21 protein-coding genes are annotated in these 23,606 nt (G+C 41.6%); 12 read left to right on the top strand and 9 right to left on the bottom strand.

Translation table 11 applies throughout. The features are described from left to right. Positions 1 to 36 precede the first annotated feature (36 nt). The gene (locus VB654_RS05790; protein ID WP_323212605.1) at positions 37 to 1,761 is read right to left on the bottom strand and encodes an AarF/ABC1/UbiB kinase family protein; all 1,725 of its coding nucleotides are present in this window, start codon (positions 1,759 to 1,761) and stop codon (positions 37 to 39) included. Between the two features lie 386 nt (positions 1,762 to 2,147). Beyond that, entirely contained in the window at positions 2,148 to 4,733 is a 2,586-nt protein-coding gene (locus VB654_RS05785; protein ID WP_323212603.1) for a M1 family metallopeptidase, read from the bottom strand. A 273-nt stretch (positions 4,734 to 5,006) separates the two neighbouring features. Between VB654_RS05785 and VB654_RS05780 the strand changes: the two genes are divergently transcribed. The 3 genes from VB654_RS05780 (at position 5,007) to VB654_RS05770 (ending at position 6,782) form a co-directional block, all read left to right on the top strand. Then, positions 5,007 to 5,495, top strand: a complete 489-nt coding sequence (locus VB654_RS05780) for a GNAT family N-acetyltransferase (protein WP_323212602.1) — start codon at positions 5,007 to 5,009, stop codon at positions 5,493 to 5,495. A 66-nt stretch (positions 5,496 to 5,561) separates the two neighbouring features. Continuing rightward, positions 5,562 to 6,275 (top strand): ComF family protein, encoded by a 714-nt coding sequence (locus tag VB654_RS05775; RefSeq protein WP_323212600.1) that lies wholly within the window; start codon positions 5,562 to 5,564, stop codon positions 6,273 to 6,275. Positions 6,276 to 6,326: 51 nt separating this feature from the next. Continuing rightward, the gene (locus VB654_RS05770) at positions 6,327 to 6,782 is read left to right on the top strand and encodes a PPC domain-containing protein (RefSeq protein ID WP_323212598.1); all 456 of its coding nucleotides are present in this window, start codon (positions 6,327 to 6,329) and stop codon (positions 6,780 to 6,782) included. A gap of 101 nt (positions 6,783 to 6,883) precedes the next feature. On the opposite strand, the gene cobS is transcribed toward VB654_RS05770, so the two are convergent. Then, positions 6,884 to 7,672, bottom strand: a complete 789-nt coding sequence (gene cobS / locus VB654_RS05765) for an adenosylcobinamide-GDP ribazoletransferase (RefSeq protein ID WP_323212596.1) — start codon at positions 7,670 to 7,672, stop codon at positions 6,884 to 6,886. A 442-nt stretch (positions 7,673 to 8,114) separates the two neighbouring features. On the opposite strand from cobS, the gene VB654_RS05760 reads away from it, so the two are divergent. The 5 genes from VB654_RS05760 to psbM all read left to right on the top strand — a co-directional run bounded on the left by VB654_RS05760 (position 8,115) and on the right by psbM (position 10,765). Then, a complete protein-coding gene (locus VB654_RS05760; protein ID WP_323212594.1) occupies positions 8,115 to 8,567 on the top strand; it encodes a hypothetical protein in 453 nt (150 codons plus the stop codon). A 121-nt stretch (positions 8,568 to 8,688) separates the two neighbouring features. After that, positions 8,689 to 9,792: a tRNA guanosine(34) transglycosylase Tgt gene (gene tgt, locus VB654_RS05755; RefSeq protein WP_323212593.1), complete on the top strand. Its 1,104-nt coding sequence runs from the start codon at positions 8,689 to 8,691 to the stop codon at positions 9,790 to 9,792. A gap of 132 nt (positions 9,793 to 9,924) precedes the next feature. Next, on the top strand, positions 9,925 to 10,062 hold the full coding sequence (locus tag VB654_RS05750; RefSeq protein WP_010995059.1) for a photosystem II reaction center protein K: 138 nt from the start codon (positions 9,925 to 9,927) through the stop codon (positions 10,060 to 10,062). 192 nt (positions 10,063 to 10,254) lie between these two features. Beyond that, positions 10,255 to 10,551: a 2Fe-2S iron-sulfur cluster-binding protein gene (locus VB654_RS05745; RefSeq protein ID WP_323212591.1), complete on the top strand. Its 297-nt coding sequence runs from the start codon at positions 10,255 to 10,257 to the stop codon at positions 10,549 to 10,551. 97 nt (positions 10,552 to 10,648) lie between these two features. After that, positions 10,649 to 10,765: a photosystem II reaction center protein PsbM gene (psbM, locus tag VB654_RS05740; RefSeq protein ID WP_006195024.1), complete on the top strand. Its 117-nt coding sequence runs from the start codon at positions 10,649 to 10,651 to the stop codon at positions 10,763 to 10,765. A gap of 673 nt (positions 10,766 to 11,438) precedes the next feature. On the opposite strand, the gene VB654_RS05735 is transcribed toward psbM, so the two are convergent. Both VB654_RS05735 and VB654_RS05730 read right to left on the bottom strand, forming a co-directional pair. Then, on the bottom strand, positions 11,439 to 12,290 hold the full coding sequence (locus VB654_RS05735; RefSeq protein ID WP_323212590.1) for a universal stress protein: 852 nt from the start codon (positions 12,288 to 12,290) through the stop codon (positions 11,439 to 11,441). A gap of 819 nt (positions 12,291 to 13,109) precedes the next feature. Further along, the gene (locus tag VB654_RS05730) at positions 13,110 to 15,218 is read right to left on the bottom strand and encodes a M3 family metallopeptidase (RefSeq protein ID WP_323212589.1); all 2,109 of its coding nucleotides are present in this window, start codon (positions 15,216 to 15,218) and stop codon (positions 13,110 to 13,112) included. Positions 15,219 to 15,511: 293 nt separating this feature from the next. Here VB654_RS05730 and VB654_RS25205 point away from each other — a divergent pair, with 293 nt between their 5' ends. Together VB654_RS25205 and VB654_RS25200 are read left to right on the top strand one after the other, a co-directional pair. Further along, positions 15,512 to 15,625 carry a dienelactone hydrolase family protein gene (locus VB654_RS25205; protein WP_416235661.1) on the top strand — a complete coding sequence of 38 codons (114 nt, stop codon included), beginning with the start codon at positions 15,512 to 15,514 and terminating at the stop codon, positions 15,623 to 15,625. Continuing rightward, on the top strand, positions 15,579 to 15,779 hold the full coding sequence (locus VB654_RS25200; RefSeq protein ID WP_416235660.1) for a hypothetical protein: 201 nt from the start codon (positions 15,579 to 15,581) through the stop codon (positions 15,777 to 15,779). Before VB654_RS25205 ends, VB654_RS25200 begins: the two co-directional genes overlap by 47 nt. 469 nt (positions 15,780 to 16,248) lie before the next feature. On the opposite strand, the gene VB654_RS05720 is transcribed toward VB654_RS25200, so the two are convergent. After that, a complete protein-coding gene (locus VB654_RS05720; protein ID WP_323212588.1) occupies positions 16,249 to 17,121 on the bottom strand; it encodes a M28 family peptidase in 873 nt (290 codons plus the stop codon). A 317-nt stretch (positions 17,122 to 17,438) separates the two neighbouring features. On the opposite strand from VB654_RS05720, the gene dnaK reads away from it, so the two are divergent. Then, positions 17,439 to 19,520 (top strand): molecular chaperone DnaK, encoded by a 2,082-nt coding sequence (gene dnaK, locus VB654_RS05715; protein ID WP_323212587.1) that lies wholly within the window; start codon positions 17,439 to 17,441, stop codon positions 19,518 to 19,520. A gap of 185 nt (positions 19,521 to 19,705) precedes the next feature. Further along, entirely contained in the window at positions 19,706 to 20,704 is a 999-nt protein-coding gene (locus VB654_RS05710; protein ID WP_323212586.1) for a J domain-containing protein, read from the top strand. Positions 20,705 to 20,977: 273 nt separating this feature from the next. Here VB654_RS05710 and VB654_RS05705 read toward each other — a convergent pair whose 3' ends face one another. From VB654_RS05705 to VB654_RS05695, 3 genes are all read right to left on the bottom strand, one after another. Continuing rightward, the gene (locus VB654_RS05705) at positions 20,978 to 22,471 is read right to left on the bottom strand and encodes a biotin/lipoyl-binding protein (RefSeq protein WP_323212585.1); all 1,494 of its coding nucleotides are present in this window, start codon (positions 22,469 to 22,471) and stop codon (positions 20,978 to 20,980) included. Between the two features lie 166 nt (positions 22,472 to 22,637). Then, positions 22,638 to 22,859 carry a mersacidin/lichenicidin family type 2 lantibiotic gene (locus VB654_RS05700; RefSeq protein ID WP_323212584.1) on the bottom strand — a complete coding sequence of 74 codons (222 nt, stop codon included), beginning with the start codon at positions 22,857 to 22,859 and terminating at the stop codon, positions 22,638 to 22,640. 235 nt (positions 22,860 to 23,094) lie between these two features. Beyond that, positions 23,095 to 23,606, bottom strand: a 512-nt coding sequence (locus VB654_RS05695) for an ATP-binding cassette domain-containing protein (protein WP_323212583.1), incomplete at its 5' end; no start/stop codon positions are given.

The following is a 23,606-nucleotide window of genomic DNA, read 5'->3' as shown; positions in this document are numbered from 1 at the left end:
ATCCTAAAAATTTATACAGTAAAAATTTCGGGGGATTTATTTTTTACTGTTTGGCTGCACATCACTAAAAGCAGTGAAGAAAGAAGATTTGGGAATCACAGCAGCGACACTTTCTCTTGATAATTCTGTCAACATACCGATAGCTACGTCTAATAAACGATTCGGTTTAATATCTTCTTTCACCAAATCCCACAGGCGTTGAACTTCTTCTGTATGCAAACGGTCATCTTCAGTGAGTGCTAATACAAACTGTCTGCGGAGGAATTTGCCTTCATCAGACATGAGATATTGCAATCCCATTTGTGCTGTAGGTAAGACATCAAAGTTGTCGTCAGTCCGCGCAATTTCGATTAAATTCTCCAAACGTTGCCACTGGAATTTACCATCTTTAAATAGTACGTTTAGTAGTCGCCGCCTTAATTCTGGAGACTCCCCAGTTAATAAGCGTCGTGCTATGTAGGGATAACCCACTTCCACAATTTTGAAATTGGGGTTGAGACTCAAAGCAATACCTTCTTGAGTCACCAAAGAACGAATAATCAAGGCGAATTTTGCCGGCACTCGAAACGGATATTCATACATCAGTTCCGAAAATTCATCGGTTATGGTTCTGAAGTTAAATTCCTTGACATTTTTGCCAATGGCATTTCCCAATACTGATTCTAATGCCGGAATAATGGGGCAAATATTGGTATCTGGTGTCAGAAAACCTAATGCCACAAAATCTGCGGCTAAATCGGCGTAGTCTTTGTTTACCAGATGTACTAGGGCATCTACTAAAGTTTCTTTGGTGGTTTCCTCTAGCTGATCCATCATGCCGAAATCAATGTAAGCCATGCGTCCATCAGGCATAGCAAAGAGATTTCCTGGATGGGGGTCAGCGTGGAAAAAACCGTGTTCCAATAGCTGTTGCAGTCCAGAAGTCACGCCAATTTGGATAATACCTTCTGGGTCTAAACCTGCTGCTTTAATTCTGGTAGTATCGGTGAGTTTGAAGCCATTAATCCATTCCAGAGTTAAAACATGGGTGTTAGTATAACTCCAGTAAATTACCGGAATTTTAACTCTTGGATCGTTGCGAAAATTACTGGCAAATTTTTCGGCGTTACGACCTTCATTGATGTAGTCGATTTCTTCAAATAATTTGATGCCAAACTCGTCCACAATTAAGGTGAGATCGTGTCCGAGATTCAGTGGTAGCCAAGGCGCTAACCAGCCCGCTATCCAGCGCATCAAATAAAGGTCGAGTGTGATGACTGGGCGTAAATTGGGGCGCTGCACTTTCACGGCCACTTCTTCGCCAGTTAGTAGACGACCACGATATACTTGCCCTAAACTAGCAGCAGCTACTGGACTAGGAGACAATTCGCTGTAAACGTCAGAAATGGGTCTGTCTAATTCGGTTTCGATAATTTGATAAGCGATCGCATTATCAAAAGGTGGTAACTGATCTTGCAGTTTGATCAGTTCCTCTAAGAAATCCTTGCGTACTAAGTCTGGCCGAGTGGATAGGGCTTGACCTACCTTAATAAATGTCGGGCCAAGTTTAGTGAGTAGTTCTCGTAACTGTGTAGCGCGTTTACCTTTGTTTTGCTCAACTTTATCTTGCCATTCGTCCCATTTGAGACTCAAAATAAAGACAGCAAAAGACCAGATAACTTGTAACATTCGTCCCCAAGCAAGCCAGGGACGGTAGCGATAGTGACGAGCGATCGCCTCTGAATTGTAGCGTCTTAGCTGACCAGGCTGATTCTGAGCCACGCCTTTACATACCTCTTCAACTGGGAATTATATACTTTCGTTTTTTATGCCCCCACTTACAAATGAATTGTAAGTCTGGATTTTTGGTAGTTTTGTGTAAAAAAACTAGAAATTTAAATTGTTTCCGGGTGATATTCTCGGCGGTTTTAGCCTACAGTACTGCCCAGATATTTTTATCTTTTCCTTAATTATACTTTATAAAAGTACAAATATTGCCTCGGAAATTGAACAGGCAGGGGGCAGGGGGCAGGGGGGAGAAGACGCAGGGGGCAGGGGGCAGGGTGCAGGGGGGAGAAGACGCAGGGGGCAGGGGGCAGGGGGCAGGGTGCAGGGGGTAGGGGGGAAGATTATCACTTCCCAATACCCCAATGACCAATAATCAATGACTATTTAGCTTTTGCTTCCAAACCTTCCAAGCGACTTTTCAGTTCTTGATTTTGTTGCTTGAGTTGGTCTAGTTCTTCCCGCATTTGGCGTAGTGCATTGTCTGTACCCACGTTCTTTTGCACCTTGGAAATTTCCTCTTCAGCATAGCGACGCACACGCCCATCGGCTGTTTGTTCGCCTAGCGATCGCAAAATTCCTATAGCTTTGCGAGTTTCCATTTGTCCCAAGGCCATCACCACAGCTACTTGGGTTAAAAAGAAGGTTTCTTTGGCTAGTTCTGCTAACTTTTCTAAAATCCGTTCTAAATTCACCGGACTTTGACCCACAGAAATCTTGCCTAAAGCTCGAATTGTGGCTAGACGCAACGGTTGTGGTACACCAGGTTGGGTATATTCTAGCAGTAGATTTAAAGCGGCTTCCGAGGTTTTCAGTTCAGCTAAACCACCAACTGCACCACTCCGCACGACTTCATTCCAACCCGCCTTGGATTCCAAAACCGATTGCAGCAGCTTAATTACCTTTTCTTCCTTGGGTTTTTCTGCCAAATTTACAGATGCGATTGACCCCAAAGCCCGATTAGCGGCTGCTTCTACGTAGTAACTAGGATCGCCATTTTTTACCAAGTTTTTCACAGCTTTGTAACTGTCATGGGTTTTGATGGTCGCTAATGCTTCTACTACTGCACGCCGTACAAAAGCATTTTGGTCTTGTAATCCTGGAAGCAACCCATCAAAGGCTTGATCTAACTTAATTTCTGCCAGTTGTTTAGCAGCTTCGACCTGTACACCCCAAAATGAATCATTTTTCAGTGCATTTGACAAAGCATTGGTAGCTTCTAATCCACCTTTTTTTGCTAAAGCTTCGGCTGCATAGATCCGAGAAATGGGGTTAGGGTCAGACTCTAACTGCGCTTTCAACTCTGGGAGTGAATATTCCAAAGTTACAGTTTTGAGAAAATGATTACCCACATCAAAGCTGACAAATTGGGGTTTTTCTGCTAGAGGGAAGTAAAAGCTTTGTTCCCGTTCATTTACCCGCACGGTGAAAGTGTTGATTTGTGCTGGTTTCCCTGGTTGAGTGTAGCCAAAACCAATGGGAATTTTCAGGTCAAACAAATCTTTACTATCATTTTTGTCGGCTTGGGTTTGAGTGACTGTCACTTTGGCTAAATTGGCATCTCCATCCCAAGCATAAGCCACTTTAAAATCGGGATGGCCACCACGATAAACATATTGATCGAAGAGGAATGTTAAATTACGCCCAGTAGCCTTTTCAATGGCGCGGAGTAAGTCTACTGTTTCTACAGTTTTATGGGCATTATCTTGGACAAAGGTGTGAATTGCTTGCCAAAATAATTCTTCTCCTAATTCCGCCCGAATCATGTGATAAACACAAGATCCTTTTTCGTAGATATGACGGTCATACAGTTCTATGGCTTCCCGGTAAACATGAGTTACCATCGGGCGGCGGTAGCGGTGGCTATCTTCGCTTAAATAACTTCTAGCTTCTGATAATCGATAATATGCGGCTTCTTGGTCGCCATATTCATGTTCTGTCCACATCACTTCAGAATAGGAAGCCATACCTTCCTTAATCCAAGCATGAGACCAATGTTTAATTACCAGTAAGTCCCCAAACCACTGGTGTGCTAATTCGTGAACTACTAAACTTTCTGTGCCACGATTATCTAAAGCGGCGCGTTCATCAATTAAGCATCTATCTGTTAATAGGGTCGTGGAAGTATTTTCCATTCCGCCAAAGATGAAGTCATCCACACAAACTTGGGCATATTTAGGAAAAGCATAAGCATAACCATACTTTTCGCTCAAAAACTCCATCATGCGGGGAGTTTTGCCCATGCTGCGTTTAGCATCGTCTTTTCTACTCTTTTCTACATAGTAGGTGACGGGTTTTCCTTGCCATTCTTCACGAATCTCGGCAAAGTCGCCTACTGCTAAGGTCATTAAGTAGGTAGGATGAATCTGCTGTTGTGACCAATGATAGATTTTTTCGTCCCCATCTTTTTGGGTGTCAATCAGTTCGCCGTTGGAAATAGCAATTAAATCTTTGGGAACTCGCACCCTAATTTCGGAAGTTGAAAGTTGTCCTGGGTAGTCGAAACAGGGAAACCAGAAACGAGAGTCTTCGTCTTCGCCTTGAGTCCAAACTTGGGTAGGCTTGTTGGGGTAGTGTTGGTCTGGTTGAATGAAGTATATACCGCGTTGGGGCTTTTCTACTGAGTAGGCGATCGCAATCAACAAATGTTTACCAGTTTGCGTTGGTTGCGAAAGTTGAATAACTAACTGTTCTCCGTTATAGTCAAAGTCCTGGGCTATCTCATCTACCTGTACAGATTGGATATTCAAGTTGACAGCATCTAAAGTCAAACGGTCAATGCCATGACGAACGGGTAACAGACGTATGCTGCAAGTCCCGTGGTAACTTTGGTGAGGAATATCCAAGCACAAATCTAGGAAAATATGCTCTACTTGTCCAGGACGGTCGGGGTTGTAGTGCGGTCTAGCGCCTGGTAATTCAAAAGATTTATGACCGTTATTGTTTGTATCAAAATAAAACTGCGACATTGATGCTTACTGACCTTTTAATCCTGATGAGTATGTTTAGATGTATTTGAATACTATCTGCTGAATATCCCAATTTCAAAGGGTTATTTCTGTGGTTTGGAGTTAAATTCCCCTTGAGTACAAATACTCTGAAGTCTTCCTTTAGTTTAGCTGGAAAAAATGCTGTTATAGCATGACTATATGAGCAAGTTTCCCACAGAAGCTATTGAATGGGTACATTGGAATATAGATTCAGAAAAATTTTCTGTGCAAACCTGACCCCCCTAAATAGTAATGAAAAACTATTATCAAGATTTTTTGATTCGTAACTGGGAGATAGGCGATCGCACCAGAGCCGCTTCTGTCGTCAGTTATGTATTATCAGAATATGGTCTGGGTTGGGAACCCAAGGGCGCAGACAAAGATGTGCTGCAAGTAGAAGAGTTTTACTTAGAAAATGGAGGTGAGTTTTGGGTAATCGAACACCAAAATCAGCTAGTTGGTACGGGGGCATACTACCCGATAAAACGTGGTAAAAAAGCCGTAGAAATCCGCAAAATGTATCTTTTATCCAGTGTTAGGGGTTTAGGATTGGGGAAATATTTGTTACAACAGCTAGAAGCAGCGATCGCCAACCGTGGTTTTGAGGAAATTTGGATTGAAACTGCTGGTGTTTTGGTGGAAGCAGTCAAGCTATATGAAAGCAATGGTTATCAACTTGCAACCGGAGTGGAAACGCCACGCTGCGATCGCGTATATATGAAATTACTCCCCAATAATTAAAAACTGTTCTCCCCTGCCCCCTGCCCCCTGCACCCGTTCCTCTTCTCCCCATTCCCCACCGTATAAATGTCCAAATGGAAGCACAGTTTTAACAACTTTCTCAACCTGTTTCTCCAATCCCATTGTCCTTTATGCCAAAGACCGACATCTGGTGAATTTTGTCCTTACTGTACTAAGCAACTCAAAAACTGTCAGCACAAAAACCCTGCGGCTTTGTGGCAACAACCATTACCTGTATTTGGCTGGGGAACCTATGGCGGGACTGTCAAACGTGCGATCGCTATGATGAAATACGAAAATCAACCCCAAATTGCCCGTCCTTTAGGTCAATGGCTGGGAGAAGCATGGTTGTTATCAAATTTGTCAAAATGCAACCCACAGCCCTTAGTCGTCCCCATACCACTCCATCCCCATAAACAAAAAACACGCGGTTATAATCAAGCTGGACTCATAGCTGAAAGTTTCTGTCAAACAACTGGGTTAAAATTACAGTTAAATGGTTTAAAAAGAGTCCAAGAAACTAAAGCACAATTTGGGTTATCAGTATCTGAACGAGAAGCTAACTTAGCGGAAGCATTTGCTATTGGGCAAGAATTACACCGTCACCGTCGAAATATCCCAATCTTGTTAGTTGACGATATATATACCACTGGTGCCACAACCAGGTCTGCTATAAAAATTCTTAATCGAGATGGTATTTCTGTTTTAGGTTTAGCAGCTGTTACTACTGCTGTAAAAGATAAATACCTGAAATCAGTAAACAGTCATAACACAGATTAAGTCAAGGATTTCGACCCAATTACATTTTTTAACTGATAACTGTTTAATCTTATGAGTAAAGCTTTTGTGGTGGGTTTAAGACAACTAATAATTATTCCTGCCACTTTGTTGGTAATTGGCATAAATCCCAGGGTAGGATTTGCCCAAAATAAATTGTATAGTCCAATTCCTTTAACTCCTAGTACTGAACTGTCTGATATACTCTCAGACAAAGATATTCCCACCGGTCAGGGTGGATTTGGCCGTGATTATATAGTCAAGTTAGATAAGGGTGAGAAGTTAGTAATTGACTTGACTTCTGAGAGTTTTGACACCATCATCACCCTCTTAGCATCCAATGGGGCAACAGTGGCAGAAAATGATGATGGCCCAGATGGTACTAGCAATTCCTTACTGTTTACCCGCATTCCCGAAACGGGAAACTATATTATCCGTGTCCGGTCTTTTGGCGAAACTGGGGTTGGGCCTTTTAAACTCAAGGTGACAAAGCTGCAAGCAGTTAAGTAGAGTGCTGAGTGCTGAGTGCTGAGTGGGTAGGGGTGGGTTTAAGCAGTGAGTCTGTGGTTCGTCGAAATCCTTTCAGTAGAGTGCTGAGTGCTGAGTGCTTACTAAAAAATTGTGAGGACGCAGAGGAATAAGGCTTCTGTCCATTCAACGACTGCGCCGTAGGTGTCTCCTGTGTGTCCGCCTAATTTGTGATGAAACCATAACCCGGTGAGGATGGCGATCGCACTTCCAGCTAGTATGATACTGAGTGCGAAAAATAGATATTCTTTATTTAAAATAACCAGAATAATACTGAGGCTAAATAGCAACAATAGTCCTGGTAATAAATCTTTGTATGTACGAATGGCTGCTTTGTGGAATGCGCCTTTACCGGTGGGTTTTAAATAAGGATAGCAGGCGATCGCTACTTGTTGTCCCCAGCGTCCCCAGCCACAAGCTGCTATTAGCACTAGCCAACGATGATCACCAATATCGATTAAAGCTGTAGTTTTAAGTAATATTAAGGCGATCGCGGCCATTGCCCCAAACGCACCTGTAGCACTATCCGCCATTACCTCTAAGCGTTTTTCGGCATTACCCACCGCTAAACCATCAGCAGTATCCATTACCCCATCTAAATGCAATCCTCCCGTAATTGCCATCCAAATACTAACAACCAAAGCGCTACGAGTTAACACTGGTATTCCCAGGTAATTCATGCCACTATCACATAGCCCTAAAATTCCGCCAATCATCAGCCCGACTAATGGGGCAAAATACGCCACCCTTTGGAAGTCTAGCCCATTGATATAGGGCAGAGGAATAGCAGTATAAAATATTAAACTAGCAAATAAATTTAAAACTAATTTTTTCACTACTGTGGCTAATTCATGACGTTGATTAATATACATAAAGTGGCTGATAGATGTTGTCCACAAATACGACAGCAGCAGTCAGAGGGGATTTTAAAGGTTTAAATAAGATCGCCTTTGATTAGAGACTCATGGAAAAAACTTTGTTATGCTGTTCTCAGTAGTATATTCTTTGAGTGCTAATTGCAACTAAATTTCAGTAAAGTTAGCAAATCAAACTAGCACCGCCTGGCGTTCGTCAAAAGTCGAAAAGCTGATTATATCGGCTTTTTATTGATTTTGAATGATTTGTTTATTTACGCCGTGTTGTACTAGTACAAACACCAATTGATTTTGTATTCTGCAACTAATAACTTAACCTTAGACTTATTAGACGATCGCCTTCCAAAGTTGATATTTTTTAAATGTAGGAGGCCAACAGGCTGTGAAATTGACATTTTAGCTGTGTTGTCCCTCACCTTTGCCTATCTCCTATTTTCCTATGAGTCACCATCTACCCGACACCAGGATACCAGCTCCGTGTATTGTTAACACGGGAATAATTGTGAATAAGCTCGACATTCGGCGATTGCTGTCTGATTTAGGTCGAGTCCACTACATCTACACCCAATTCGGCAAATTACAGAGTGAGGGTGAAGGAGATGTGATGGAAGTCTTTGTCAACCCTCACAGGTCTACCCTAGTTGCTAACTCTGCGCTTTACTTGAATGTCTATAGTTTTGATTACCTAGAACTAAAACAATCACCAGAACAAGAAACCTACTTTGACTTATTGCAAGAAAGTATGTGTTTAAGGCTGATTCCCCTTTCGACTCCCTCACAAGAGCGAAAAGAGCGCAACTTGAATGTCAGCGCCATAGAAGCCATGATGGAACAAGTTTTTTCCGCTAAATGGGATGCAGAAATTGATGATGACTGTTCTGATTCATTTTAAAAAGCATATACTCAAAAAGTTGGTGATGCCTTAGTTGTGAGTCCTGAAGTGTTCACAACCAATCAATTGCCAGTTTTTAGATTTTTTTGTCCATATTTAGCGCGATCGCATTAATTTTACCTTGAGTGCCAATTTTTCTTTTCAATCCCTGGCTGAATGTAGCCAGACAAAAGCCAGGGCTGGAGTATTTCACACTCCTCATGGCCCTGTGGAAACCCCAAGATTTATGCCTGTGGGAACCTTGGCAAATGTTAAAACTGTCACCCCAGACCAACTAAAAAGCACTGGGGCGCAAATGGTTTTATCTAATACCTATCATCTGCACCTGCAACCAGGAGAAAGGATTGTGGCGGGAGGTGGTGGATTACATAAATTTATGGGCTGGAATGGTCCAATGCTCACTGATTCTGGTGGTTTTCAAGTTTTTAGCTTGAGCGAAATGCGGAAAATTTCCGAAGATGGTGTAACTTTTCGCTCACCCCACGATGGGCAAATTATCCACTTAACCCCAGAACGCTCTATAGAGATCCAAAATACTTTAGGGGCTGATGTGATCATGGCCTTTGATGAATGTCCCCCCTACCCAGCTAGTCGCCAAGATGTGGAAGCTGCAACTCAGAGGACTTATCGTTGGCTAGAACGCTGTATGAACTTTCATCAACGTAGCGATCAAGCTTTATTTGGTATCGTCCAAGGAGGGGTGTACTTGGATTTACGCGCCCAAGCAGCTCAGGCTTTAGCGAAGTTAGATTTGCCTGGATATGCTATTGGTGGTGTGAGTGTGGGAGAACCTCCCGAACTCATGGCTGATATTGTGCGGACTACAGCGCCACTGTTACCACGGGAGAAGCCCCGTTATTTGATGGGTGTGGGGACTTATCGGGAAATGGCTATTGCGATCGCTTCTGGTGTAGATTTATTTGATTGTGTGATTCCTACCCGGTGGGCGAGACATGGTACAGCAATTGTGCAGGGAGAACGCTGGAATTTAAAAAATGCTAAGTTTCGTGAAGATTATACGCCATTAGATGAGACTTGCCCTTGTTATGCTTGTCAAAATTTTAGCCGGGCTTATATCTCTCATTTAGTGCGATCGCAAGAAATTTTAGGCTACACATTATTGAGTATTCACAACATTACCGAACTAATTCGCTTTACGCAAAAGATTCGTGAAGCAATATTAAGCGATCGCTTTGCCACCGAATTTGCCCACTGGCTCAACTAAGGAATAGAAACTATCCCAGAATCTGTTTAATTCCAAAATATTAAACACCCAATCCCCAATTCCTAACACCCAAACCATGTTAAGATACATCTCAATTATGAACCTGTGTTAGATAGGTGGATTTAAACAAACATGGAAGCAGCATTGTTATTAGCAAAATTGCCTGAAGCTTACCAAATCTTCGATCCTTTGGTAGATGTTCTCCCAATTATTCCCGTGTTTTTCTTGTTGCTGGCTTTTGTATGGCAAGCAGCTGTTGGATTCAGGTAAGCTAACCGATTACCGATTCATAGGACAGGTATCTTATCTGTCCTATTTATTTGGCTATTTCTTCTTGTTTAAACTTGATATTTATTAATATTTTGTAATAAGCTACCAGAAATTCAGTAGGATAGTTTACGGAACCTGTCTAAAACTCAGCTTTTCCAGCCACGCCTACCATCAAAAAGGTATCAATCAGTTATGGGTAACATCAAATTTGTCAAAGAAAATAAAGAAGTAATAGCAGCAGATGGGGCTAATCTTCGACTCAAAGCTATGGAAAATAGCATTGATATATATAAATTTATTGGCAAAATGACCAATTGCGGTGGCGCTGGTCAATGCGGTACTTGCATTGTGGAAATAGTCGAAGGAATGGAAAACCTTTCCCCGCGCACAAATGTAGAGAACCAAAAGTTTAAGAAAAAGCCTGATAATTACCGCCTCGCCTGTCAAACCCTAGTAAATGGCCCAATCAGTGTAGTAACCAAACCCTAACATCTAACTTGGCAAAGATTTCAGCTAACACTGGCATCGATAATGCTATTCTAAAGTTGTTGAATAGAAACTGAAATTAAAGAGAGGCTTTCTTGCTATGCAAGTGAATGAACTAGGGTTTGTAGCGAGCATTCTGTTCGTTCTAGTTCCCGCAGTGTTTTTAATCGTTCTTTACATCCAAACTGCTAGCCGTGAAGGTGGAAAAGATTCTTGACATTTGTGCATAAAATAAAGAACCCCAACACCATTGGTGCAGGGGTTTTTTGTTGAACAACCGCAAAATTTAGCATAATATAGCAATCGCCCAGGAAGTTAGGAAATTGTTGAGGACTGAAAGCCTTGAGGTAAGGACGGGTTTATTAAAATTATTATTAGTAATTGAGCATACAACTGTTTCCAATTATCTAAGATACATCTTAGCCCCCTCATCCCTTACCTACCGTGTATACACAATTCCTACCTATCTGCGTTTGAGCCTGTTTTGCCCCCTAAATCCCAGGGCTGTTTCATTCCCTTGTGTTGGAGATTTGTCAAGAGGATAATCTCACGCCCCAGCGTTCGCGCAGCGTGCCGGAGGCTTTAGCGTCGTGCCGTATGCTCTAGCACAAAGTGCGCTAGGCGCAAAGACGCAAAGAAAAATCAGGTATTTTGGGCTGAAGACACAAAAACTTTTTGTCCTAATTGTAGATTTGCCCTCAATTTTTATCTGTTTGACCCTTGCAATTTTAACCCTTTTAGGGAACGAAACAGCCCTGCTCCTACTTGGTTTTTACTCAGAACTCAGAACTCAGCACTCAGCACTAAGAACTCAGCACTCAGCACTAAGAACTCAGAACTCAGCACTAAGAACTCAGAACTCAGAACTCAGCACTCAGCACTTTGCAATATTAAGCGACAGTCCGCGCCAACAACACCGGACAGGTGGCATTAACTCGAACATAGTCAGACAAAGAAGCACCGATGAGTCTGTCTATATCCACCAAACTCTTAGCCACCGATGGCCGACGGTCTGGAGAACCAAGCAATAATAAGTCTGTATTTAACTCTTCTGCTAGACGGCAAATTTCTTCCCCAGGTTTGCCGCTACTGGTGACACAGCGAGTTTGCACACCGTATTTTTGGGCTTCGGCAACCGCATCTGCCAAAACTGTATTTTTTTCTGGGATAATTTCAGTAACTTCAGATTTCTTACTCCGCAAATCTGTAGTCACATTAGTCAAAATTAACTGACTACCCTGAACACCTTGTAATAAAAATAATGCCAAGCTTAAGCATTTTTTGGCAGAATCAGAATTATCCATCGCCACCATAACCCGCTTAATTCTCTTGACATAAATATCATCCTTTACCAGCAGCATGGGGCGAGAAGATAGCTGAAAAACATACTGACTCACCGAGTTAGATAAAATTGATTGCAAACGCTTGAGTCCGCGAGAACCCATAATAATTAAGTCAGCATCCATTTCATCTGCTACTTGGCAAACTACATCCTTGGGATCACCTTGCCGTAAAATGGAAGATACCTGACTAGGATTTAAATTCAGAAACTGAATGGCATTAGCCAAGATTTTTCCACCCTCTTCCCATTTATCTGTCATTGCTTCAGCTGTTGTTTGGGGAGGTACAACGTGCAGAACTGTAACCTTCGCAGATTCGATTGATGGCATCTCCTTTAAGGTTTTGAGCATTTCTTCTGCATGGCCCAAGCCAGAAACCGCTAGCAAAATTTTTTCAATCATTGTTACATCTCGCCCTTAAAGTTGCTTTGGTGTTTGCTCTTATTACTTGGCTGAGTTGAAAGTTGCAACGCCTTGCTCGATATAGCAAAGTGCTGAGTGTAAAGCCATTTGCTTCAAGGCTTTGAGCTATCAACACGGTTTTCATTCATCTGAAAACCGCCATAACCTAGAAAGTAATTCAGCACAAAAAAACTTCTAATCATTAGCTATTATCACTAAATACTGTGATCAATAGTTAATTGATGTTGAGTTTTATTGCACTAAGTTACTTAAACTAGGAACTAGACTTCTAGGATTAAGTATACTTTCAATTTAGCGTAATAAACTTCATGAATTATTATTTTAGTTATTATTTTTAATCTATGTTGATTTATTTTAATTAGAGAAAAGTTAAGTATTGCAAATAATTTTATATAAATGTGTGGTTGTCGTGTTTTTCAAAATATAAAATAAAGCGTTTCACACTTGAGGGAGGTGTGGAAGAAATTAATTAGGGTTTAAATTAAATAGTTTTTATCAAGATTTATTGGCTTAAATGACACTGTTGTACTAACGTTTGTTAGGTATATAACCTTAATGTAGATATAAGGTTGTGTTGTCATGCAACGCACCATCTTGGTTTAGCAAACAAGTTAAGGTGCGTTAGCCTACGGCAAAACACACCCTACTCATTACTACTCCTAACAAACACCTTTTATAACCGTTATATAGCAAGGCTTTCAGGCAAGGAAGAAAAATGTGTTTGTGTCATTCGTTGCTAAGAGATGTAATACTTTTGACCTTTAACTTCCCCTCCTGGGGCGCTCGTAACTAAAACCGTTAAGCCGCAGTCTGTAATAAACCAGTATGCTTGAGTAACGAAGTCGTACTAGGTTCACGACCTCGGAAAGATGCAAACACATTCATGGGATGTTGACTACCACCGAGAGCTAAGACTGTATCCCGGTAACGTTTACCTGTAGCTTTTATCGCTTGTTCATCTTCTAAACCAGCTTCTTCAAAAGCGGCAAACGCATCAGCACTCAGAACTTCAGCCCACTTGTAGCTGTAATAACCTGCGGCATAACCACCAGCGAAAATGTGTCCAAAAGCGCATAAAAAAGCGTCTTCTGGTAGCGGCGGTAAAACTGTAGTAGTTTTGGCAATCTTTTGGCGCATATCTGCGGCAGTTTCACCACTACCAGGGCGATAACGATAGTGTAATTCTAAATCCACACTGCTGAAGTGAACTTGCCGCAACATCACACTACCACTCATATAGTTGCGTGCAGCTAGGAGTTTTTGGTAATAATGCTCCGGTAAGGGTTCACCAGTTTGATAATGCTTCGCCATACCAAACAAAGTTGGTCGCTCATAGCACCAGTTTTCCATGAATTGACTTGGTAGTTCTACAGCATCCCATTCGACATTGTTGATACCTGCTGCTCCGGTGTAGTCTACTTTGGTCATCATGTGATGCAAGCCATGACCAAATTCATGAAATAACGTTTCTACTTCATAGAACGTCATCAAACTTGGCTTACCATCAACCGGGGGACTTTGGTTACATACCAAATAAGCCACAGGTAAACGAATCTCTGTTACACCATTGTTAGTGATTTTGCTGCGATTAATACATATATCCATCCAAGCACCACCACGTTTTTCGGCGGGACGGCTGTAGGGGTCTAAGTAGAAGTAAGCTAGAGGACTACCAGTTTCATCAGCAATTTGAAAATAACGCACATCCTCATTCCAGACGGGGGCTTGACCATCAGCAGGGGTGACGGTAACACCAAACAAGCGATTGACAAGTCCAAATAAGCCGTCTAAGACTTGCGGTAAGGGAAAATAAGGACGTAATTCTTCGGCGGTGAAGGCAAATTTTTCTTCCCGTTGCCGTTCTGCCCAAAAGCTGGTATCCCAGTGTTGTAAATCGTCGGCTTCTGGTGCTTTTTTGTTGGCGGCAAAGGCTTTGAGTGCTTCTAAGTCTTTGACAGCAGCATCATAACTGGCGTGACGTAGTTCTTCTAATAATGCTTCGACTGCGGCCACATTAGGAGCCATTTTACTAGCTAGGCTCAACTGGGCATAATTGTCAAAGCCGAGTAAACTTGCTAATTCTTGCCGCAGTTCCAAAGTGCGCTCAATTAACGGTTGATTATTTAACTCACCGGATGAGGCACGAGTAATGAAAGCTTTGTAAAGTTGTTCGCGCAAATCTCGGCGGGTGCTGTGCTGCATGAATGGACCATAGCTGGGAAAGTCTAAGGTAATGCGCCAAGGGCCATTTTCTGGGGTGGCGTTTTCTGCTCCTGCCGCACGAGCTGCCTGGGCTGCTAAACTAATTAAGCTATCGGGTAAGCCATCAATTTCAGCTTTTGTTGTCAGGGTTAAGTTAAAGGCTTTGGTGGCATCTAGGACATGGTTTGAGAATTTGGTGCCAAGTTCTGCTAATTCCATTTGGATGGCGTTAAAACGCTCCCTGGCTTCTCCTTGTAAGCCAACACCGGAAAGTTCGGCATCTCTGATACCAGCTTCGACAATGCGCTGTTGGGCTGATTCTAAAGTAGCCCAGTTATCACTGGCGCGGAGTTCTTTGAGAGCATGATAAATTGGTTGGCTTTGACCGAGTTTATTAAGAAACTGTATTACTTGTGGTTGTACGGTTTCATAAGCTTCACGCAGTTCAGGGCTATTTTTCACACCCATTAAATGGCTCACTATGCCCCAACTCCAGTTTAGCTGTTCTGTAAGCTTTTCTAATGGTTCTACTAAGCCGCTCCAAGTAGGTTGAATATTAGCTTCCAGGCTTGTCAGCTTGTGGTCAAGTTCTGCCAATAGTTCGGTGAAAGCTGGTACTATTTGCTCTGGTTGAATTTCACCGAAGGGAGGTAAGCCAGAACCTTTAAGTAGGGGATTTTGGGAAATAGTGAGATTTGCACTCATTGATTTTGTGTGAGTCGCCTATAAATAATATCTTGTTGTATCTTCTAATGTAGCGATCGCTGTGTAATTTAGCCCTGCCAAATTGGCAAAATATTCATAAAGTCTCAATTAATCCCCTCATGAAATTACTGATTTCGGTTTTGGTCTTCGCTGTAGTAAGGTCGTTATCTTCTACACAAGTGTGAGCAGCCATTCAAACCCGAACTATTGAGTATAAACACGGTGATACTGTCTTAGAAGGTTATCTAGCTTTCGATGATTCTATCCCAGGTAAGCGTCCTGGTGTTTTAGTAGTGCATGAGTGGAAAGGTTTACAGTCTTTTGTGAAGGAACGCACCGAGGAATTAGCTAAACTTGGTTATGTTGCATTTGCTGCTGATATTTACGGTTGGTGGTGCAGTCCATAGCTTCACAAATCCAGAAGCCAACAATCCACCGCGATCGCTGTACAATCCAGTTGTAGAAAAGCGTTCTTGGCAAGCTCTCAGGCAGTTTTTTGCCGAAATATTTCACAAACACAGGGCTAATATCCCCAACAAAAAACCTCAGCTTGGCAACTGAGGTTCGTGATTAGGAGAAGTAAGAATGACGATTTAGATACAACAATACTTAAGAAGCGAAAATTTATCTCAAGCCCAAGGCAACTTTATTAATAGTGATTTACGTAGGTTGTTTGAGGTATTTGCTAACTTATGTAAACTACTGTAACAATAGCGTTACAAAAAGTCAACATAATTTACAAAAATAGTTACAAAGCCTCCAAGACGCTAGATACCCCCATCTCTAAAAATCCCCTAACATAGAGATTAGGCATAGCTAAGGGTGAATACTGTTCGGTTAAGGAAAAAGAGGAGGTAAGATCATGAGCAAAGAGTTCGCGTTTTCCTTACGAGAACTAAAAACTCAAAAAAGATTGACAAATTCTCACACACCCTCAAATAAACAATGAGAGAGAAAAGAGTCAAACTATTAAATTATAAATAGAAAAAGAAGAAATCATTTTTTAATACTTCGACTAAAAATTATTAAATTATAACCGTCGAATAGCCGCTTCTAAACCTTGACAAACACCTGTGAGAAAATCTAAATCCAAAGATGCGATCGCCGGAGGCGCGGCTTTGCCGATCGCATCACTAGATTTGTGATAATGGGGATTCCTTAAAAATGCCGTATCTGTCACCATCATCGCTGGATAACCCAAATCCCAAAAAGACGCATGATCACTGAGCCTAGTTTGAGGCACAATTAAACCACGATTCGGCACAGGTAGCCACTGACTCCGCACACCAACTTGGCGAATATTGCGACTCATCCCGATTAAATCGCCAATTGTGCGTAAATTCCCAATTAAAGCCATAAAATCGCCCTGATTGGGATAAAAGCGTTCTAAAGGAGAAGGATAACTTTGAGAATTAGCAGCAAAATCACGATATCCCAACATTTCCAGAGATATCATTAAACGCAGAGGTTGCCGTTGTTCGTGTAACAAAGCTGCATATTCAGCACTACCCAGCAACCCGTATTCCTCCATATCAAAAGCCACCAGTCGTAAAGGATATTTAGCTGGTTCAGCCGCAAACTTTTTGGCTAACTCCAGCAATACCGCCACACCTGTAGCATTATCATCCGCCCCCGGTGTCCCTGGTACAGCATCGTAATGAGCTGCAATTAAAATTGGTGGTAAATCTTTTTTTGTCCTTCCAGCTTGACAAGGTAAATTGAGAATGAGATTCTGGCAGCTTTTACCACGTACTAAAAAGGTGTGGATTTCCACACTTTCCCATTGGGAAAATTCATGACGGATGTATTCTTGCACAAAAAAATGCCCGGCTGTGGCTAAGTAAGGATCTCTTTCTCGTGCTATCTGCCGCAGATGATTTAGTAATCGCTCTTTTAAAATCAAAGCTTTAAAATAGTTGCCATATCAACTTTTTTAACATGAGAAAGGCAAAAGCAACGTTTCTCAGGGTGGATTTCCCAACTTGAAGAAACGGTAGAGCCTAGTATTTCCAGGATAATATTTTAGACTACTTGGACATACTTAGCATTCCCAATGTTATCCTAGTCTTGCAACTAGCTCCTCAAGCTTAAACTCCTCTACTTCTTACCCTAATGATGAATATCATATCATTGAAGTGTTTTTATCCAATAGCAAACAGCTAGAGGTAGTCCCGCATAATCATAATAAAAGTACAAGACACGCTAGGAGAAGAGTAACGCATGGGCAAGGTAGTCGGCATCGACTTGGGTACAACCAACTCAGTAGTCGCCGTAATGGAGGGTGGTAAGCCGGTGGTGATTGCCAATGCAGAAGGAATGCGAACAACCCCCTCTGTTGTCGGCTTCAGCAAAGAGGGCGAAAGGGTTGTTGGGCAAATGGCCAGACGGCAAACCGTTCTTAACCCCCAAAATACATTTTTTGCAGTTAAACGCTTTATAGGGCGGCAGTATGGTGAACTCAGCCCAGAATCTAAGCGTGTACCTTATACTATCCGCAAAGATGAATTAGGTAATATTAAAATTCCCTGTCCCCGTCTCAAAAAGGATTTCGCCCCCGAAGAAATTTCAGCAATGGTGATGAAAAAATTAGCAGAAGATGCTAGTCGCTATTTGGGTGAACCCGTGACAGGGGCAGTAATTACAGTTCCAGCTTATTTTAACGATTCCCAACGACAGGCTACCCGTGATGCTGGCAGAATTGCCGGTTTAGAAGTGTTGCGGATTCTCAATGAACCGACAGCCGCATCTTTGGCTTATGGGTTAGATAGGGGTACAACTGAAACTATCCTCGTTTTTGACTTGGGTGGTGGTACTTTTGACGTGTCTATTTTGGAAGTCGGTGATGGCATTTTTGAAGTTAAAGCTACCAGTGGTGATACTCAACTGGGTGGTAATGACTTTGACAAACAAATAGTTGATTGGTTAGCAGACCAATTTTTAGAAGCTGAAGGGGTAGACTTAAGACGAGAGAGACAATCTCTACAACGTCTCATGGAAGCTGCGGAAAAGGCGAAAATTGAACTTTCGGCGGTCAGTGTCACCGAGATTAATTTACCTTTCATTACCGCTACGGAAGACGGACCGAAACATCTCGAAACTCGCCTGACTCGTTCTCAATTTGAAGGTTTATGTATTGACTTAATTAGTCGTATCCGGACACCAGTTAAACGCGCCCTCAAAGATTCGGGACTTTCACCGGTAGATATTGAGGAAGTGGTGTTAGTTGGTGGTTCTACGCGAATGCCCATAGTCAAACAGTTAGTGCGAGATTTAATTGGCATAGAACCCAATGAAAATGTCAATCCTGATGAGGTTGTAGCCATCGGCGCTGCCATTCAGGCAGGTATTTTGGCTGGTGAACTCAAAGACGTGCTGCTTTTGGACGTTACGCCATTATCTTTGGGATTAGAAACCATTGGTGGCGTGATGAAAAAACTGATTCCCCGCAATACTACTATCCCAGTTCGCCGTTCTGATATTTTTTCTACGTCAGAAAATAACCAAAACACTGTGGAAATTCACGTAGTCCAGGGTGAAAGGGAAATGGCAGCAAATAATAAGTCTCTAGGACGTTTTAAGCTCTATGGTATCCCGCCAGCGCCCAGAGGTATTCCCCAAGTACAGGTATCTTTTGATATTGATGCTAACGGTATTTTGCAGGTAACAGCTATAGATAGAACTACCGGGCGAGAACAAAGCATCACCATTCAAGGTGCTTCGACTTTGAGTGAATCAGAAGTAAATCGGATGATTCAGGATGCTCAAAAATACGCCGATGTTGACCGAGAACGTAAAGAAAGGGTAGAAAAACGGACTCGTTCTGAGGCTTTGATTTTACAAGCTGAACGCCAACTCAGAGAAGTGGCATTAGAATTTGGGATGCAGTTTGCCCGTAATCGCCGCCAGCGCATTGATGGTATTTGTCGGGAACTGCGGGAAAGTCTCCAGGAAAATGAAGACCGGGGCATTGATCAAGCCTATGCTGACTTACAAGATGCTTTGTATGAACTGAACCGAGAAGTCCGTGAGTATTATGCTGATGACGAAGACGAAGACTTGTTAGGGACGATTCGTGACATTTTTACAGGTGGCGACAAGGAACGCGATCGCGATTTTTCTCGTGATACATCATATCGAGAACGTGATTCTTATGGCAGGGACAATGGCAAAGACTATAACCGAAACTATGATCGGGGTTACGGCAGAGATAGCCGCTACCCTGCCTACGACGACAGGCGTTCTGCTCGCAAACCGACGCGACCAACCTACCAGGATAACTGGGATGATGATGATGATTGGTAGTAGTCATTAGTCATTAGGAAGTTACAATCTTTCCCCCTGCTCCCTGTTCCCTGCCCCCTGCAAAGCAGTATCTAAATCCGCATTTGTGAGCAAGGTTACAATCTTTCCCCCTGCTCCCTGCTCCCTGCCCCCTGCCTCTTTTCCCCAGTCTCTATTACTAAAATAACAGTTAAATAACTCAAGCTATGCAAAATTTGCAGAATTTTCGCGATTACTACGAAATTTTAGGAATAACTAAGGATGCTTCCGGTGAAGAAATTAAAAAGGTTTATCGGCGGTTAGCAAGACAATATCACCCTGATCTTAATCCCGGAAATAAAGAAGCAGAGGAAAAGTTTAAAGACATCGGTGAGGCTTATGAAGTCCTTTCTGATACGGCTAGGCGATCGCAATATGACCAGTTTAGCCGCTATTGGAAGCAGAAAGGCTTTGTGAATAACAAAGCACCAAAAGCTAAAACTTGGGCTGGTTCATCCAATGGACGCAGCAGCACTAAAGATGTCGATCCCGGACAGTTTAATGATTTTGAGAGCTTTATTAATCAAGTTGTGGGTGTAGGAAATCGTAAAGACACCAGAAAATCCGGTAGTAGCACCAAAACTGATCCCTTTCGTTCTCCTAAAAGCAGAGTGGAGTATACAGTTCCCAAAAATCCACCGCGCACATCCCGCCGAGATATTGAAGCGAGATTAACCCTACCACTAGAAAAGGCTTATCAAGGTGGTAAAGAAAGAATTAGACTAGAAGATGGGCGATCGCTGGAAGTAAATATGCCCCCAGCTATGGTAACAGGTCAAACTATCCGGTTACGCAATCAAGGTATTAATGGTGGCGACCTCTACTTAAAAATCACCGTTGAACCCCATCGCCTATTTAAACTAGATGGTTTTAATATATTCTGCCAAGTCCCTGTGACTCCCTGTGAAGCAGTGTTAGGAGGACAAGTAGAAGCACCTACTTTAGATGGCCCCGTCAAAATGACTATCCCCCCAGGGGTAAGAACTGGCCAAAGACTGCGTTTAGCTAATAAAGGCTACCCCGGTGAAAATGGTAAACGTGGCGATCAATTAGTAGAAATTCAAATTGTCATGCCTAAAAATATCACATCTGAAGAACGGGAACTTTATGAAAAGTTGCGGGAAATAGAAAGCTTTAAACCCCGTGCTAATTTATTAGATATTTAGGGCTGGCTGAATAAATATAAAACTCAGATAAATCGCAGGCTTGAGGTTGATAAACCCGAAAGTAGGTGCAAGTTTTTTGAAGGGTGTACCATCAAAAGCGTGAATTCGGGGATGACAAATAGCTGCAACTGTTCCCTACCCTACGGCAAAAATTTTATGCCTAAACAGCAAACCCTATTTAAGTTTGTAAGATGGGTAAAGTCCTTTTTGTCAAGCTCTGCGGATAGCAATTTGGGAGGCGATGGAGAGGACTAAAGTCCTCACTACGAGCCTTTATAAACTGGTAATTAAGCGAGTTTTTCTGAGAATAAATGTTAATACACTCTCTGACTCAGCAATAATATCTGCGGAAACTTCCATTCCCGCTTGAATAGGATATTGCTGTGAATCCCTTTGAAAATAAAGTTTTTCCGGCTCAATTGTCACCTCATAATAAGGTTCAATTGTCATGTTATCTTGTGATGAAATGGCATCGGCTGTAACCGTTCTTACCGCACCTCTCATTATACCATAATCGGGGTAAGGATAGGTAGAAAATCTCATTTTTACCCGTCCTTTTTGGCAATTTACCACTTCTGGAGAATCGCAAATAAACACTTTACTAATATCAGCAGCAGCTACACGCGCTTTAATAATTAAAGGAGTTTGACTAGGCGCAATTTGAGCTATGGAACCGCCTGAACTTATCACTTGTCCAGGATTTCGTAAATCTAATTGTAAAATTGTTCCCGTTGCAGAAGCCCGAATTACAGTTTTTTCAATCTGTTTTAAGACTTGTTGGACTTCTTTTCCTGTATTATTTATTTGGTCTTGAAGTTCAATTTGGCGTTGAATTAAACTTTCTCTTTCTTGCTGTAATCGAGCTAAGTTTGTTTTTCCATTAGCCCGTTCAGTCGCTACTTTTTCTTCAGCAATTGCAATTACTGCATTACTTGGATGAAGAGATGAATCAGCTTTTTTACTTCTAGCTATTGCAGAATTTAAGGCTTGCTGTCTTTGTTGAATAACTTGTTTTTGACTTTCTAAGGTAGCTTTTTGTGATTCTACAATTTGCGCTTGTTGAGTTGCGGCTAGTTGAACTTCTTCTAATTGATTTTGAGAAATTGAACCGGATTTAGCTATATTTTCGTAACGTAAACGCTTAATAATTGCTGCTTCTAATCCTGCTTCTGCACTGGCTAAGTTAGCCTGAATTGATTTTAAATCTGATTTAACTTGCAGTAATTCTTTTTCAGCAATTTTGATATTAGCTTGGGCTTCTTCCCATTCACTACTAACAGCTACTTTTCTATCTTGATAATCCCGTTGTGTGCGTTCAAGTTCGGCTAAGGCTGAATTAATAATACGTCGATTGCGTTCTGATTCTGTATATATTTGTCGATTTAAAGCTTGAACTTGAGCCTCTAATTGTGCAAGTTGTAATTGATATTTTTGAATATTTCCTTGCAGTTGACTGGTTTGATTTTGCAATTGAGTATCATCAAGAATTGCTAAAATATCACCCTGTTGCACTACCTGATTTTCTTGAACGGAGATTTTTTTAACAGTTCCGGCTAATGCAGATTGGACTATTCGCACTTCACCTGTGGGGCGAACATTCGCAGATGCTTTTACAGTTTGTTGATATTTTGTCAAGGCTGCAATTATAATAGCAGCACCGACGAAACTAACTAGAAATAATCCTCCTAATCTTGTCCAAATACCAATACTAGGTAAGTATTCATCAGATTTTGCAGTGGGGAGAAAATTGGAAACTGTGTTATTCAAAATAATTCCTAATTGATAACTAGTAATTAAAATTAGCAGGGGCTTGTACCCAAATAATTACGAATTACGAATTACGAATTAGTAATTATTTAGTCATTGTTACCATTATGTTTAGATCCCCGATTCAAAAAATCGGGAAATCTAATTTTTGGAATCCTAAATCCAATTAGAACCTGAGTTCTTCTACTCCAATAGGTTTACAACCCAACCACAATGTATGCAATGGATTACCACACTTTGAACAGCCACCAGAAATAGATGACATATCTTCATCATTTAATTCCACTAAACCTGCGGGGTTTGCTGGTAGCTGTTCCTGTTGTTCAGCACTTAAACTTTGGCGATATTCTTCGTCTTTCCAAGCGCGAATGATATCTATATTAGACATAATTTACCTCTTTTGAGCAAAAGTTGCCACTAAAATTTTCTACGTCTTTCTGGGAATATTCCCTAGAAGTCGCAGTTGTCAAAGTATGATTGATGACTGGCATCAATAGTAAAATAATAATCATTCTCATACGCAAAGTCAAGGAATAGCTGGGAGGATTTACGGTGTTGTTTCCATAAAATACAAAACCTCACCCAAACCTGAGTAAACAGAGGGGAGAATTTAATGGTTTTTTTTAGGGAATTAAGAAGTCTAAATGTTCCCCTGGGATATTCAGGAGTTCTGAGGGTGTACCTTGTAATTTTAGCTGTCCATTTTCTAAGAATACAATCCAATCGGCGCGTTTAATTACTCTGGGACGATGACTAATTAAAATGGTGGTTTTATGCTGACGATAAGCGAGTAATTGATCTAATACTAAACTTTCACTCACGGGGTCTAGTCCTGCGGTGGATTCGTCTAAAATCAAGATAGGAGGATTTGTCACAATTCCTCTAGCTATGGCTAGTCTTTGTTTTTGTCCCCCGGAAAGGTTCGCCCCAAATTCTCCTAAAATAGTTTGATATTTTTCTGGTAATTTACTAATAAAGTTATCTGCATCTGCAACTTGACAAGCTGTCACTATTTGCTCAAAGCTAATATTGGGAGAACCTAAAGATAGGTTATCTAAAATTGAACGACTCCAAAAATGTGCATCTTGGGGAATTAATACTATTTGTTGTCGTAAGCAACTCGGATCAATATCGG

It is taken from the genome of Nodularia sp. UHCC 0506 (assembly GCF_034931045.1).
In the GTDB taxonomy this organism is placed as follows: Bacteria; Cyanobacteriota; Cyanobacteriia; order Cyanobacteriales; family Nostocaceae; genus Nodularia.
Note: the sequence above shows the minus strand (reverse complement) of the source record. Positions and strands in the feature narration are given on the sequence as shown.